General features: G+C 60.8%; 11 protein-coding genes. 3 read left to right on the top strand and 8 right to left on the bottom strand.

The window, feature by feature from the left end:
• Positions 1 to 47: 47 nt before the first annotated feature.
• From HW554_RS14730 to HW554_RS14710, 5 genes are all read right to left on the bottom strand, one after another.
• Complete coding sequence (locus HW554_RS14730; protein WP_176909340.1) at positions 48 to 3,011, bottom strand: TonB-dependent receptor; 2,964 nt, start codon at positions 3,009 to 3,011, stop codon at positions 48 to 50.
• Between the two features lie 113 nt (positions 3,012 to 3,124).
• Complete coding sequence (locus tag HW554_RS14725; protein WP_176909339.1) at positions 3,125 to 3,769, bottom strand: O-methyltransferase; 645 nt, start codon at positions 3,767 to 3,769, stop codon at positions 3,125 to 3,127.
• Positions 3,769 to 4,647 (bottom strand): YDG/SRA domain-containing protein, encoded by an 879-nt coding sequence (locus HW554_RS14720; protein WP_176909338.1) that lies wholly within the window; start codon positions 4,645 to 4,647, stop codon positions 3,769 to 3,771. The genes HW554_RS14725 and HW554_RS14720 overlap by 1 nt, the downstream gene beginning before the upstream one ends.
• Positions 4,648 to 4,655: 8 nt before the next feature.
• Entirely contained in the window at positions 4,656 to 5,888 is a 1,233-nt protein-coding gene (locus tag HW554_RS14715; RefSeq protein WP_176909337.1) for a M16 family metallopeptidase, read from the bottom strand.
• Positions 5,889 to 6,163: 275 nt separating this feature from the next.
• The gene (locus HW554_RS14710; protein ID WP_176909336.1) at positions 6,164 to 7,168 is read right to left on the bottom strand and encodes a glycosyltransferase family 9 protein; all 1,005 of its coding nucleotides are present in this window, start codon (positions 7,166 to 7,168) and stop codon (positions 6,164 to 6,166) included.
• 262 nt (positions 7,169 to 7,430) lie between these two features.
• On the opposite strand from HW554_RS14710, the gene HW554_RS14705 reads away from it, so the two are divergent.
• From HW554_RS14705 to HW554_RS14695, 3 genes are all read left to right on the top strand, one after another.
• Positions 7,431 to 8,720, top strand: coding sequence for an aminopeptidase P N-terminal domain-containing protein (locus HW554_RS14705; protein WP_176909335.1), 1,290 nt, complete (start codon positions 7,431 to 7,433; stop codon positions 8,718 to 8,720).
• A 503-nt stretch (positions 8,721 to 9,223) separates the two neighbouring features.
• Complete coding sequence (locus HW554_RS21010; protein ID WP_176909334.1) at positions 9,224 to 10,699, top strand: OmpA family protein; 1,476 nt, start codon at positions 9,224 to 9,226, stop codon at positions 10,697 to 10,699.
• Between the two features lie 164 nt (positions 10,700 to 10,863).
• Positions 10,864 to 11,424, top strand: a complete 561-nt coding sequence (locus HW554_RS14695) for a DUF4252 domain-containing protein (protein ID WP_176909333.1) — start codon at positions 10,864 to 10,866, stop codon at positions 11,422 to 11,424.
• Between the two features lie 305 nt (positions 11,425 to 11,729).
• Here HW554_RS14695 and HW554_RS14690 read toward each other — a convergent pair whose 3' ends face one another.
• The 3 genes from HW554_RS14690 to HW554_RS14680 all read right to left on the bottom strand — a co-directional run bounded on the left by HW554_RS14690 (position 11,730) and on the right by HW554_RS14680 (position 14,487).
• Entirely contained in the window at positions 11,730 to 13,352 is a 1,623-nt protein-coding gene (locus tag HW554_RS14690; RefSeq protein WP_176909332.1) for a hypothetical protein, read from the bottom strand.
• Positions 13,353 to 13,519: 167 nt separating this feature from the next.
• The gene (locus HW554_RS14685; protein ID WP_176909331.1) at positions 13,520 to 13,936 is read right to left on the bottom strand and encodes an EVE domain-containing protein; all 417 of its coding nucleotides are present in this window, start codon (positions 13,934 to 13,936) and stop codon (positions 13,520 to 13,522) included.
• Between the two features lie 104 nt (positions 13,937 to 14,040).
• Positions 14,041 to 14,487: a hypothetical protein gene (locus HW554_RS14680; RefSeq protein WP_176909330.1), complete on the bottom strand. Its 447-nt coding sequence runs from the start codon at positions 14,485 to 14,487 to the stop codon at positions 14,041 to 14,043.
• Positions 14,488 to 14,550: the final 63 nt, after the last annotated feature.

Raw genomic sequence — 14,550 nt, 5'->3', positions numbered from 1 at the left:
GCGAAGGGTCACGTCTCTACATTCCACGCACGGGCTCGGAAAATGTGCTAAAACCCGCCGGGCCGGCCACCACCGCCTTCTGGCCGCCCACCGCCGGGGCGCGGGCCTTCGTTGCTGTCGCGGCCTTCGCGCTCGGGGGCTGCGCCGGCGCCGCTGCCGAAGCTGCGGATGTTGTAGGTGAAGCTCAGCAGGAAGTAGCGCTGCAGAATGTTGGTGCGCACATCCTCGGTGTAAGCGGCGGCAATATTGCGCTGAATGCTGTTGTTCTGGCCCAGCAAATCGAAGGCAAATAGTTGAATTTCGCCCTGCTGATTGGCAAACAGCTTCTTGCCCAACGAGGCATTCCAGAGTACGAAGTTCTGGTTGAAACCCGCTTCGAGGCCCGAGTACAGCCGGTGGTTGACATCGGACTTCAACGTGATGCCCTTGATGATAATCCAGCTCAGGCGCAGGCTGGTGTTCTGGCTGAAAAAGCGGTTGTTCAGCTGCGGCTGCAGGCTGTTGCGCACCCAGCTCTGGCTGGAGTTCGAGGCGAGCGTGAAGTCTACTTCGGGGCTGATGTTGCTGCTTAGACTGGCACCCAGGCTAGCCGAGGGCGTGCGGTTGTAGTTCAGCTCGCCAAACACCAGGCCCGGCGTCTGGGCGTAGTTCACGCCGGCATTCAGACTCAGGTTCGACTTAATCAGGGCCAGGGGCTGGCTGTAGTTGGCAAAGCTGCGCACCGAGTACTGCTGGTTCAGGTTGACGGGCCGGGTTAGCTGGCCGCCGGCCGGAATCACGATGCCGTCCACGGTTAGCGGCTCGCCGCTGGCGTAAATCGTGTTGTTGGTGATGTAGTTGTTCACGTAGCTGCCGCCCAGGAATGCGAAGAACGAGCGCGACTTTTCGGGCACCGCCGACGAGTAGCGCACGAACAGGTTCTGGCGGGATTCCTGGCGCAGGTTGGGGTTGCCGGTAGTTAGCTGCAGCGGGTTGGCGTTATTCACCACTTCCTGCAATTGCGTAACCGAGGGCGCATTGGTGCTGGTGCGGTAATTCACGCGCAAATTCTGCTGCTTCGAGAAGTTGTAGCGTAGCTGGGCATTGGGCAACAGGTTGAGGAAGGTCCGCTGCGTGTTGCCGGGGCGCGGGAACTCCTGGTCGCTTTGCAGGCGGGCATGCTCCAGCTCGGCGCCTACCGACCATTGCAACTCCTTGTTCTGGTAGCGGTAGCTCAGCTCGCCCGCGTTGGTGAGGTAGTTGCTTTTGAAAACCGAGCTGAGCGTGTCGTTGAGGCGGCTGAACTCCTGCTCGCCGGGTACAAAATCAAAGGTTCGCTTATCCGATTTATTGGGCGTGTAATCCACGTCGTATTCCACCTGGATGGCTCCATTCTGGCCCAACGGCTCGGTATAGTCGAGACTACCGCTCCAATTCCAGCCGGTTTGAGTCAGTTCCGAAAACTGGTTGAGGGAGCTGGTAACCGGCTGATCCTGCCGAAAAAAGGTGGTGCTCGACAGCAGGTTATTGTCGCCCCGGTTGTTGTTGTAGCCCGCGTCGAGGCCCGCCGAAAAAGTACGGCCCCGCTTAGCAAACCGATGCCGGTACAGCAGCCGGCTATTGCCCGTGATACCCGTCAGGGCCGAGCGGTAGGAGCTGGTATTGGACCCCTGGGGAGTGGTAGCGCTGGTGCCGCCGTCGGGGCTGGCCAGAAACGTATTGCCATCGAGCAGGCTGTTGCCGGTGTTGCGCTGCATCGAGAAGCTGGGCCGCCATAGCACCGAGTTCATGCTGTCGAATTTGTGGTCGAGGCGCAGGTTGAAGCGGTTGTTGATGTTGCGGCTGCTGGCGCGCGAGTCTTCGGCGTAGCGCAAATCCTGGGTTTGGCCCGCGGTGGGCACGTAGCGGCGCAGCAGGCTGGTGGCGCTGGTGTTGTCGCTCAGGTTGAAGAAGTAACTGCCCTGCACGTCGGTTTTGGTGCCCCAGGCGTCGGAGTAGTTCAGGCCTATTGCATGGGTTTGGCTGATGCCGCCCTGCTGGTTTACCAGAAAGTCGCTGGCATTGCCGCTGTTGCCGCCGCCCCGGCCGCCCCGGCCGCCTCGCCCGCCCCGGCCGCCACCGCCCGAATTGCCTACCACGCCCAGCAGGTCATCGGTCCCAAAATTCTGCTCGTTGATGTTATTGGTCTGGGCCACTACGCTCAGCCGGCGCTTACCCTGAAAGCTGTTCAGGTTGCCGCTCACCCGGTAGCGGTCGTCGAGTGGCCCGTAGCCGGCCACTACCCGGCCAAACTTGCCGTTGCGGAATTGTGGCTTGGTGATGATATTGATGGTTTTCTGCTGGTTACCGTCGTCGAAGCCCGTAAACTGGCTCTGGTCGGAGGCCCGGTCGTACACCTGAATCTTGTCGATTACCTCGGCCGGCAGGTTCTTGAGCACCGCGTCGGGGTCGTTGCCGAAAAACTCCTTGCCATCCACCAATATGCGCTGCACCTGCTCGCCCTGCGCCTGTACCCGGCCGGTAGTGGGGTCCACTACAATGCCGGGCATCTTTTTAATCAGGTCGTCGGCACTGGCGTCGGGGTTGGTTTTAAACGAGCCGGCATTAAACTGGGCCGTGTCGCCCTTCTGGATGGCGGCGGCGGCCTGGCCTACTACTTCCACACCCTTCAGGGTTATGCCCCCGGTCTGCAGCGTCAGGGTGCCTAGGTTCAGCTGCGTGGTGCCCACCTGCACGGTGCGCTGCAAGTCCTGATAACCCAAAAACGAAACCGTGAGCCGGTAGCGTCCCGCCGGCACACTCCCTACCGTAAACGTGCCGTCGGGCTCCACGGCCGCGCCGCGCCGCACCGAATCGGGTAGCTGCAGCAGCACCACATTGGCTCCCGGCAGCACCGACTGGTCCTGGGCATCGAGCACCCGCCCGCTCACGGTGGTCTGGGCGTGGGCTGTGGTTAGCAGCAGTGTAAACAGGAGCAGGGCAAGCAGGAAACGTAGCGTCATCTGGCGGGATAGGTAGGCGTTAGCCAGCATAGACACCAGAAATTTGCGGACGTTTAACGATGGCGCATATTTCTTTTCGAATAGCGTAGGGGCGGTGACAACCGAAGGACAGTGAAGTTGAGCCCCGCCTCTACAGCGTTTAGTTACAGCTTGCGGACCAGCAGTAGCCCGTCGCGCAGAGGCAGTAGCACGTTTTCCACCCGCGCGTCGGCCTGCACTTTGGCATTGAAGGCCCGTACGGCGTGGGTGTCCTTGTCGGCAGGCTTCACGGGGTAGCCGGGCAGCACCTTGCCATTCCAGAGCACGTTGTCAATCAGCAGAAAGCCGCCCGGCCGCACCTGGGGCAGCACCAACTCGTAATACGTGTCGTTGTTGATTTTGTCGGCATCGATGAACACCAAATCCCAGGTTTCGGCCAGCGTGGGCACCACCTGCCGGGCGTCGCCGATGTGCAGCTGAACCCGGTCCTGCAAGCCCGCCTCGGCCACGTAACGCTGGATGCGGCCCGCCAGCTCGGGGTTCTGCTCGACGGTGTGCAAAAGTCCATCAGGGGCCAATCCCTCGGCCAGGCACAGGGCCGAGTAGCCGGTAAACGTGCCGAGCTCCAGCACTCGCCGCGGCCGCACCATATGGCTGAGCATGCTCAAAAGCCGCCCCTGCGCATGGCCCGACAGCATACGGGCGTGTAGCACCTGCACGTGCGTTTCGCGGTTGAGGCCAGCCAGCAGCGCGCTTTCGGGGCTGGTGTGGTCGTCGGCGTAGCATTGGGCGTCGTCGGGGGAGTACATTAAGCTGGTTGGTAAATAGTGCGCCGGTGGTAGCGCGCCCATTCTACGCTGAGGCAATGGGACGGACGGATTTGCAAAGTGCCCGAAATACCTTTCAGCTGAAAATGATCGTCCAGACTCCAGGCTCCCATATCAAGCAGAACATGATGATTGGGGCACAGGCACAACAGGTTGTCCAGGGTATCGGGGCCATGATGCGGGGCACCTAGAGGCTGTAAATGGGCGGCTTCAGCATAAGGGCGAACCGGATTGGCAAGCCGTTGTAGGCACACCTGGCAGTGAAAGTCATACAGCTGCTTCACTCGTTGCATCAGGCTCGTATCACGCACCAGGCGGCTACTGCTGACGGTAACCCGCGGAGCCGGCTGGTACATGGCAACAGGCTCCTGTACCTCGAAGCCAGCAGGCTTTGCCAGTGGATCGGTCAGGCATTGCTCTAGGAGAAACCGCCAGATCATAAATCCGGAACGACCTCGCTCAAAGGAGCATCGCTCAATCTTATACAGCCCGGCATATGCGTAATACCACGAGGAACGGGCTTTGGCGGGTCGAATCTGACGGATAACCCGAACCGGAGTTTGTTGCTCGAAGCTACGGTGCAGGGCCAAATTGCCGCCCGTCAGCGTCTGGTCGGCAACCTGGCGGCCAGCCAGGTTGCCGCCTTCTCCAGTGTACAGAATAGTCCCGCCTGCGTCCCAGTCGTCCTCATACCCACCCGACAGCACAATGGCCTCGGCGGGAAATCCATTCAGCGCCGAAATTCCTTTGATCCAGTCACGGTGCAGGCCGGCCGCCTGCACTTCCCGGCGGTTCATAAATTCGTGCCCCGGTGCAATATTAGGCAAAGCCCCAAGTGATATGGGATTGGAACGGGGCATAGGCGCTATTACTCCGGCACGTACTGCAGTACGCTCAGGTTCTCGTCGGTGAGGAGTTCGTTTGACATCTCCAGCAGCTCAGGGGCCGTGATGCGGCGGATGCGGTCAAATATTTCGTTGATGGCTTCCACGCGGCCCAGGTCGAGGGTGCTTTTGGCCAGCAGCTGCATCAGGCCGCTGTTGCTTTCCTCGGCCATGGCCAGCTGGCCCATCAGCTGCTCCTTGGCCGTGTGCAGCTGCGAGGTTCCTAGGGCTTGCTCGCGCAGGCGCTTGAGCTCCTTCTGCACCAGGGCTACCGTGCGGTTCACCTGCTTTTTCTCGGTACCGAAGTAGATACCAAACAGGCCCGTGTCGGTGTAGGGCGAGTAAGTGGCGTCGATGGTATACACGAGGCCGTACTTTTCGCGCACGCCCAGGTTGAGGCGCGAGTTCATGCCGGGGCCACCAAGCAGGTTGCTGAGCAGGAAAAACGGAATCCGCCGCTCGTCGTGCAGGGCGTAGGCCGGCCCACCGATGAGGCAATGGGCCTGCGTGATGGGCTTGCGCTCCAGTCGCTCCAGGCGCTGGTAGCCGCTGAACGCCAGCCGGGGCCGCGCCCCGAGCCGGGCCGGCAGCGGCGCCAGGTACTTGTCGGCCAGGCGTTTCACCTCCTTAAAGGGCAGGTTGCTCACCGAGCTGAACACCACCCGGTCGGTGCGCACGTTGTCGGCCAGAAACTGGTGGAAATCGGCCTGTTGGAAGCCCGACACGCTTTCGCGGGTACCCAGGATGTTGTGGCCCAGCGTGTGGCGGGCAAATACCACGTCGTCGAAGTCGTCGATGATGGCGTCTTCGGGCGCGTCGTGGTACATGGCCATTTCCTCCAGAATCACGCCGCGCTCCTTTTCAATCTCCTTTTCAGGAAACACCGAGTTGAACGTCAGGTCGGTCAGTAGCTCGAAGGCCCGCTCGAAGTGTGTGCTCAGCAACGAGGCGTAAAAGCAGATTTTCTCCTTAGTAGTATAGGCGTTCAGCTCGCCGCCTACGGTTTCGAGGCGGTTGAGGATATGGAAGCTCTTGCGCTTATGCGTGCCCTTGAAGGCCATGTGCTCCCAGAAGTGCGCCAGCCCGAGCTGGTGCGGCTTCTCGTCGCGCGAGCCAATGTCGAGCAGAAACCCGCAGTGGGCAATTTTAGTGTGCGGAACCTGCTTATGCAGCACCCGAATTCCGTTGGGCAACTCGTACAGGTCGTAATCAGTCATTTCGGAAGATATAGGGGACTTGGGGGATTCAGAAACCCGGCTTTTAGCGCCAGCCATCTGCCGACCCCGCCCGGTATAACCACACCAGCGCGCGGTAGGTTGCAAAGATACGAGCAGTGAATGTGTGAGTGAGGTTGTCATGCTGAGCGAAGCGCAGCGGAGGCGAAGCATCTCTACTGCCATGCTAACCCCGAAGACTGCAACGAAGCGGTAGAGATGCTTCGACTCCGCTTCGCTTAGCATGACAACCTCTCTCAAGCCTCCACCATCTACCCTTAAGCTTCCCCCAGCACCGCTAACAGCTGCTCCGTCCTTATGTCGTGGGCGCAGCGGAAGTGGCCCAGCGGGCAGGTGGCGTGGCCGTGCAGGCCGCAGGGGCGGCAGGGCAGCACCTCCTCAACTTCCACGATGCGCGAAAACGGACTCAGCGGCCCGAACCCGAAGGCCGGCACCGTGGAGCAGTACACCGCGCATACTGGCGCACCCACGGCCGAGCACAGGTGCATGGGCGCCGAGTCGTTCACGTAATTGAGTACGGCCCCGCGCATCAGCGCCGCCGAGGCTAGTAGCGAAAGGCGGCCCGACAGATTCACGAGCCCCGGCCGGCCGCTTTGTTCCAGCAGCCGCTGGCAGGCGGCCGTATCGGGCGGGCCGCCGAGCAGGAACACGGTGTACTCGGGCGGCAGCGCGGCCAGCAGCTTCCCCCACTGCGCCTCCGGAAACTGCTTGGTAAACCACACCGAGGTTGGCGCGATGCAGATATACGGCCCGCCGCCGGCTGCCGCCACAGCTTCGGCCGCCTCCTGCTCATCATCGGTGGAAGGGTAGAGGCGGGGCGGCACCACGGGGCCCTGGTACTCGGGGGCCAGCAGGCGCAGGTTGCGCGTCACCTCGTGCACCCCGGCCTCGATAACGTGCGGCGCGGTGCGCGTGAAAAACCGGGCCAGCGGGTTCTTGTCGAAACCTACCCGCTCGGGGGCGCCCGAAAAAGCCGTGAGCAGGCCGGTACTGGCGAAACGCTGCAGCGTGACGACGCGGCCGTAATTGGTACGCCGGATCTGGCCCAGCAGCCCCAGCAGCCCGCGGTACTTGTCCTGGTTTTTATCCCATACCAGCACCTCCCGCACGTGCGGGTGGCCTCGTAATAGCCCCTCGTTGCCCCGGCGCACCAGAAAGTCAACCGGTGTGCCGGGTTCGGTGCGGTGCAGGTATTCCAGCAGGGCCGTGGCCAGAATCACGTCGCCGATAAAGGCGGTTTGAATAAGTAAAATGGCGGGCATGGCGGGGCGAGTGAGCCGGCAAAGATACGCGTGCCGTAGGGGCGGGGCTTGTCCCCGCCCGCCTTTGAACGAGGCCGTTGCCCGAATCCGTGCAGTATTGCGCTTGCGGCGGGAAGTTGTCTGAATCCAGGCGGGTTTCGTGCTGGCGGCGGGCGGGGGCAAGCCCCGCCCCTACATCGTTTAGGGGTCCCGAGCCGTAATCTACCTAACTTGGCCCGGCCGCTTCGGCGACCTTTACCTGTTCTACCTCATCCCCGCTACTATGCGCTACGGCTCTATTTCGCCCGATTTGTTCACCGAAAACCGCCGCCGCTTCCGCGAGCTGCTGCCGCCTGCCTCGCTGGCCATCTTCCAGGCCAACGACATCATGCCCACCAACGCCGACGGCACCATGGCGTTCCGCCAGAACAACGACTTGTTCTACCTGAGCGGCGTTGATCAGGAAGAAAGCATCCTTGTTATCTTTCCTGATGCCACCCTGCCGCAGCACCGCGAAATCCTGTTTCTCAAAGAAACCAGCCCCCAAATTCTCATCTGGGAAGGCTACAAGCTGACCAAGGAGCAGGCCCGCGACCAAACCGGCGTGCGCACCATCATGTGGCTCGACTCGTTCGAAACGGTGCTGCCGGCCCTGATGGCGGAGGCCGACAACGTGTATCTGCCCAGCAACGAGCACATCCGGGCCGTAGTGGCGGTGGAAACCCGCAACGCCCGCTTCACCAAGCAGCTGCAGGCCGCTTATCCGCTGCACCATTACCGCCGCGCTTCCCGGCTCGTCGATCAGCTGCGAGCCATCAAGAGCCCCGAGGAAATCCGGCTTATGCAAAAGGCCGCCGACCTCACGGAGGCCGCTTTCCGCCGCCTGCTGGGTTTCGTGAAGCCCGGCGTGATGGAATACGAAGTAGAAGCCGAAATCTTCCACGAGTTCCTGCGTAGCGGCTCGCGCGGGCCAGCCTACGGCTCTATTATCGCCTCGGGGCCCAGCGCCTGCATCCTGCACTACGTCAGCAACGACCGCGAGTGCCAGGCCGGCGACGTGATGCTGCTCGACTTTGGGGCCGAGTACGCCAACTACGCGGCCGATATGTCGCGCTCCATCCCCATCAGCGGCACGTTTACCAAGCGCCAGCGCGCCGTGTATGAGGCGGTACTGCACGTAATGAAGTTTGCTACGGCCCGGCTCGTGGCCGGTGGCAACATCGAGGAATACCACGCCGCCGTGGGCGCCGAGATGGAGAAGGAGCTCATCAAGCTCGACCTGCTCAACGCCTCCGACGTGAAGAACCAGGACCCGGCCGCGCCGCTCTACAAGCAGTATTTCATGCACGGTACCAGCCATTACCTGGGCCTCGATGTGCACGACGTGGGCTTCAAGTACCGCACCTTCGAGCCGGGCATGGTGTACACCTGCGAGCCGGGCATCTACATTCCGGCCGAGGGCCTGGGCATCCGCCTCGAAAACGACATTCTCATCACCAAAACCGGCAACGACGACCTGATGAAGAATATCCCGCTCGAAGCCGACGACATCGAGCGGCTCATGCGACGCTAAACGGCTGGTTTTCACTTTTGGAACGCATGGGAGCTTTACGGGAAAGGCTTTTTCCGTCAGGCTGAGCCAGGCAAGGCAACCCGGCTGCTTCGTTGCGGTAGCAAGCCCGGCAAAGGCACAGCGCTACTCCGGTAAGCTGAGCACCATACTTTCTGAACACGCCTTGGTCTGGCGGCCGTTTCCAACTTTGGAAGCGGCCGCCAGACTTTTTTGTGCCCATAAATCGACGGGCTTAAGTTTTTTTTTCGGCCGCCTATCCAGGATTGGAAACCGAAGAGAGTGACCAGGAAATTGTGCCGCCTGCAGACCGATAAATTGGGCGCGATGTGCCTGATACGGTGTGCAATAGCACCCTGTTAGACCAGAGGGTTTGCGAAATTAAAGACATATTAGAGCAACCTAATTTTAAGCTGACAGGTATAGGCAGCATAGTAAGGCGCGAAGCCGCCGGTGCGGTTCAATGGATGGAAACGATACCTTTGCCTTTTCAAACCTCTTTTCTTATGAAAAAAATCCTAACCTCCATTGCGGCCTGTGGTCTTGCGATGTTGTCGTTGGCCCCCGATGCGCAAGCGCAGACATCGGACCGTAAGACCAACATCAGCGTGTACTACAACTGGCTGCAGTACCACGGCGACCTCGGGTCGGAGTGGTTCAAAAGCAACAAAGTAGAGTACGGACTAGGTGTAACAGTGAGCCGCTACATTGCTCCGGGCCTCGACATTGGTCTGGACTTGAGCTACGGCGACATGAAGTTCTCGGCTGATTACCCGAAGAACACTTACTACCCCATCCGGCGCTTCGATGCTAACGTGGTGAACGTAGGTATTCCAATCAAGCTGAAGCTCAACAATGGCTGGGCCCTGAAGGAAGATGCGTTCATCGCGCCTTACCTGGTGGTACAGCCCGGCGTATTCTTCGCCAGCCCCGACCTGTATGATATCAACGACCGGATTGTAGGCAACTCGGACGTATACGCGTTTGATATTTCGGCTGCCGCCGGTATCAAGTTCAACTTCTCGGAGACGGTGGGCCTGTTCATTCAAACCGGCCAGCACTACCCACTCACTGACCAGATTGACGGCATTACCAACGTTGGCAAGCTCAACGACCGGTACCTGCAGCACAAGCTGGGCCTGAGCTTCAACCTGGGCAAAGCCAAGGATACCGACGGTGACGGCGTATCTGACCGCAAAGACAAGTGCCCCGATACGCCAGCTGGCGTAGCCGTGGATGAGAACGGTTGCCCGCTCGACGGCGACAAGGACGGTGTTCCGGATTACCAGGACCAGTGCCCGACCGAAGCCGGTACGGCTGCCATGATGGGCTGCCCCGACAAGGACAACGACGGTGTAGCTGACAAGGACGACGAGTGCCCCGACCAGGCTGGCCTGCCCGCCCTGCGCGGTTGCCCAGATGCCGACGGTGACGGCGTAGCCGATAAAAACGACAAGTGCCCCGACACCCCGGCTGGCACCCAGGTAGATGCTACCGGCTGCCCATTGGTACTGGACGCTGACGGCGACGGTGTACCCGATAACATGGACAAGTGCGCCAACACCCCGGCCGGCACCCGCGTTGATGCCAACGGCTGCCCAATGGAAGTGAACCCCGCCCTGCGCAAGCTGGAGCAGCCAATTCGCTTCGAGACGAACAGCACGGTTATCAAGCGCACCTCGTACGGTACCCTCGATAAGATGGTACAGGCCCTCAAGGACAACCCCGAGTACAGCATCCGGGTAATCGGCCACGCCGACTCGCGCGGTACCGATGAGTACAACCAGGGTCTGTCGGAGCGTCGTGCCGGTTCGGTGAAGCGTTACTTCACTGGCAAAGCCCTCGACCCCGCTCGCATCGTGACGGAAGGTAAAGGTGAGTCGGAGCCTGCTGCTCCGAACACTTCGGCCACCAACATGTCGCAGAACCGTCGGGTAGAGTTCAAGTTTGAATTCTTCATTCCGAATGCTCCCCAGCCATAAGGCTGCGAAAGCAACGTAAAAAAGCGGCGTGCCCATTGGGTACGCCGCTTTTTTGTTGCTGTGGCTTCTGCACTTTGTCGCCTCGTTGCCCCAACGGCCGTCCGGCTATTGCGTAAAGCAGCAACACCCTATCGTTTTCCACTTCCTTATTAAGTCAGATGCTTATGAAAGTTCGTTTCGCTCCTTTACTGCTGGCCTTTGCCCTGTTGTGGCTGGCAGGTTGCCGGGCCAGTGGCCCTGGCACGCCAGCCCGTACGGTTGCCGAGTTCTTCAATAAGTATGAAAACCGCTCCGGTTTTAAGGCCACCGACTGGAATGCCGGCCTGGGTACCCGTTTTCTGCTGGGCCGCCTCGGAAAGCTTGGCGGTAACAATGATTTGAGCCAGGCCCTCACCTCCATCCGGAGCGCTAAAATTCTCACCTTCACGCCTACCAGCAATAGCGCCCAGCAGTTGGTAGTAGAAGGTCTCGATAAGGAGGTAGCGGGCCTGCTGGCCAGCGAGCGGTACACTGCCCTGCCCATCGCCGATGCCAACCCCGACATGCCCAACCAAATGCGCTACTCGGTGCGCGAGCAAAACGACCGGGTGACGGAGCTGGTAGCAGTGGGTGGTGAGAAAAATACCGGCTCGTTTGTGCTCATGGCCATCAGCGGTAGTTTCACCCGCGCCCAGGTGGCTGAACTGACCAAAGTGCTGCCCAATGTAGCCAGCGGTGGCTTCTAAAAAGTAGCGACTGGCTTTCCAAACAGTTTAAGCTGATTAGAAAGTTAAAAGGACATCATGCTTCATCTGGCGTCCGCGCAGCCGGAGCATCTCTACCGTTTCGTTACAGTCGCTCAGCGAAGCGGTAGAGATGCTTCGAAAAGCTCAGCATGACGTTCTGATTGATTCCAGGTACTTCCTAAACAGCTTCGTTATCTGGCAGCCAAGGTAAAGCGCAGAAGCGTCGGCCAAAAAGCACCTTATACAAGGTGCTTTTTGGCCGACGCTTCTGCGCTTTACTCCGGTAAAAGGGGAGATTTGGCTGGCTAAAATGCCAGGTCGTTGAGAAAAAATACTTCCCGCATGGCCCCGCTTTCGGCGCGGACGCTTTGGTAGCCAACGGCCAGAAAATGGTGGCCATACCAGGGCAACAGGTGCTCCTGATAGGTGCTGATGGTTTTCTCTTCCCGCTTACTGGGGCTTTCGGTGCTTGTGGGGGCTGCCGGGGCAGTGCGCAGGCGCACCTGCCAGTCGTTGGGTGAAGGCGCTGTGCGATTTACCAGCTTGTAGTAGAGCTTGTCATCTTTCATGTAGGCCAGTACCAGCTTGCCATCGTTCAGGGGCCGTACGGCAACGGTTTCCTCCAGCTGAGTTCGGTTTACCTCGTCGAGCAGGAAGGAGTTGTCCCATAGTAAGTTGCCCTGGCGGTCGAAACCGCAGACTACGGCGTGGCTGAAGTGGTACCCATTGGCTGGCCGGCGGTTGGTATAGAAGCTGTTGTAGCGCGAGGGGTAGCCGAAGCCTCCGGCACCGGTGCCATAGGGCAGACCTCCGTAGCCAATGCCGCCGGGCAGGCCATAGCCACTGTAGCCGCTATTATAGCGGGCATAATACACCTCGGCCACCAGCACAAACCCCTCGGCAGTGGGTAGCATATCGTGCATAAGCAACTGGTAGCGGTGGCGCGGCTGGCGGGCCTCGTCGCGCAGGCGGGCCTGGCGCTGGCGCAGCCGTTCTACTTTCGCCGGCTTCATAAAATCGAAGAAGTGCTTGAAGTTGAGGAAGTCGTAAAAGCGCAGCGAGCGGCGCTGGCCGGTAGGCGTGGTGCCGGCCGTCAGGTCGGCCGCAAACAGGCCCTGGGAGTAGCGCGAATCGCGCAACGTGTAGGTACCGGCCAGCACCCGGGCCGCGCTGTCGCCCGAGCTGAGCTGGGCATCGAGTAGGCCGCGCTCGGAGCCGGCCTGCACAAACTCGGAGCGGATGAGCTGGCCCTGCTGATCGAGCTGCTTAAGCTGCAGCCGCGACTTAAACCCGTTGGTTTCGCTCAGAATCAGCTCGGCCCGTTGGGTGGCCGAGTCGGCCAGCAGCGTGAAGCGGGCCGGCAGCGGCTCGTACACGGAGGGCAGAAACTGAAACTGGGCCGTAAGCAAGTTCAGCAGCAGTACCGTCAGGTGCTGTTCCACTTCCACCGTTACAAACAGGTTGCCATCGAGGGCAGTGAGATTATGAATCTGGCGGGCTTTCTTGGTTTTGAACTCGCCGGTAGCCAGCTCGCCGGTGCGTGTATCCAGGGCAGCCACCCAAAGCGTACCCTCGGCCACGCCGCTGAACAGGGCGTACACATCGGTGCCCTCGGCGCAGATACGCTCAAACTCGTACCCTCGCGGTACCTCCAGCGGCCGGGCCGGGGCAGGCTGCAGCTGGTAGTCAAGCTTCTGAAAGTAATAGCCGGGCTGGCTCGTTAGCCGCACATCGTGCTCCACGAGCAGCACTAGGCTGCTGTCTTCGGCCAGGGGCTGTACCTGCACCTCGCTATTGGAAAACTCCAGCGGCAGCTCGGTGCGCCGCTCCTGCAGCGGCTCTACCGGAGGGCGGGGGGCTTTGGATTTCTGCGCCCACAGGCCTGGCGCAACAATCAGCAGGCAAAAAAGCAGGAGCGTATGTTTCATAGCGGGAACCACCGGGCTTTCAGAGGAGAGGAGCAAGGGTAAGATACACAGAAGCCAGTGCTATGCCTAACCCGGTTGGCCCTCAAATGATGCCGTTGCCGGCCGTATTCCATACCGAAGCCCGGGAAAATGCACAAACCCGCCTTCCGGTTCCGCTAAGTAGGCGCTTACATCGGCCCGGCTCCCAGCTCCAGCAGCACATCGAACTCCTCAGCCTTCAGCGGCATCACCGACAGGCGCGACTGGCGCAGCAGGGCAATCTGGCCCAGGCGCTCATCCTGCTTGATGCGGGCCAGCGACACGGGCGCGGCCAGGGGCTGGCGGGGCACCAGGCGTACGGCCACCCAGTCGGTGCCGGAGGGGGCGGTGGCATCGGGCGCGGCGGGAGCAGCTACTTCGGCAATGCCCACTACCTGCTTGTCGGTTACGCTGTGGTAGAACAGGACCGGGTCGCCGGGCTGCATCTGGCGCAGGAAGTTGCGGGCCTGGAAATTGCGGACGCCGGTCCAGTCGGTGCCGCCCTCGCGCACAAAGTCAGCCCAGGAGTACGCCGCCGGTTCCGATTTAACAAGCCAGTAGTTCATATAGAAAGCAGGTTTATTTCGGCGCAAACATAACGCAAAACGGCCCGGCTGCCCACCAGTGGGGGCAACCGAACCGCTACGCCGTTGGCAACTGGCACCGCCGGCTAGGGCAGGTAGCGGGCCGTAAGGCGGTCGGCGTCCACACTCACGATTTCCACCTGCATATCGGGCCGCGAATTGTCGGTTACGTGAAGGCGGAAAACCGACTTGCCGGGCTCGGCGCGCTGCCAGGTGATGGGGTGGGTGGTAGGGCCGGGGCCGATACCGGGCGCTATATAAACCCCTTTGCCGTCGGCATCGAACCGGAACCCGTCGCCGCCTTCAGTGGGCATGTTGTAGCGCTGGGGCGGCGTGGCCCAGGTATAGCTTTCGGGGCGGTACGTGGGCGTTTCGTTGGGGCGGGCCTCATGCGAGTTAAGCCACGTGCGGCCAAACAGCCGGGCATCGTCGGCCGGCGGGGTGCCGGTTTTTTCGGGCGATACGTCGGGGGCGGTAGGCGTGCAGGCGGCCAGCAGGCCCGTGGCGAGGATAGTCAGCAGAAGAGTACGCATGAGTTGGATGGAGGTATAGAACAGGAGAAATAATAAAGACCGACGGCCGGTTGGTGGCCGGCT

Origin of the sequence: Hymenobacter lapidiphilus (genome assembly GCF_013377885.1) — a bacterium.
Taxonomy (GTDB): domain Bacteria; phylum Bacteroidota; class Bacteroidia; order Cytophagales; family Hymenobacteraceae; genus Hymenobacter; species Hymenobacter lapidiphilus.
This window is presented reverse-complemented; position numbering and strand designations above follow the sequence as displayed.

Bases quoted from the DNA above. Each gene is read 5' to 3' on its own strand.
- HW554_RS21010 (WP_176909334.1), top strand. From the start codon at position 9,224: ATGAAAAAAATCCTAACCTCCATTGCGGCCTGTGGTCTTGCGATGTTG.
- HW554_RS14690 (WP_176909332.1), bottom strand. From the start codon at position 13,352: ATGAAACATACGCTCCTGCTTTTTTGCCTGCTGATTGTTGCGCCAGGC.
- HW554_RS14725 (WP_176909339.1), bottom strand. From the start codon at position 3,769: ATGTACTCCCCCGACGACGCCCAATGCTACGCCGACGACCACACCAGC.
- HW554_RS14715 (WP_176909337.1), bottom strand. From the start codon at position 5,888: ATGACTGATTACGACCTGTACGAGTTGCCCAACGGAATTCGGGTGCTG.
- HW554_RS14710 (WP_176909336.1), bottom strand. From the start codon at position 7,168: ATGCCCGCCATTTTACTTATTCAAACCGCCTTTATCGGCGACGTGATT.
- HW554_RS14685 (WP_176909331.1), bottom strand. From the start codon at position 13,936: ATGAACTACTGGCTTGTTAAATCGGAACCGGCGGCGTACTCCTGGGCT.
- HW554_RS14705 (WP_176909335.1), top strand. From the start codon at position 7,431: ATGCGCTACGGCTCTATTTCGCCCGATTTGTTCACCGAAAACCGCCGC.
- HW554_RS14730 (WP_176909340.1), bottom strand. From the start codon at position 3,011: ATGCTGGCTAACGCCTACCTATCCCGCCAGATGACGCTACGTTTCCTG.
- HW554_RS14680 (WP_176909330.1), bottom strand. From the start codon at position 14,487: ATGCGTACTCTTCTGCTGACTATCCTCGCCACGGGCCTGCTGGCCGCC.
- HW554_RS14720 (WP_176909338.1), bottom strand. From the start codon at position 4,647: ATGCCCCGTTCCAATCCCATATCACTTGGGGCTTTGCCTAATATTGCA.
- HW554_RS14695 (WP_176909333.1), top strand. From the start codon at position 10,864: ATGAAAGTTCGTTTCGCTCCTTTACTGCTGGCCTTTGCCCTGTTGTGG.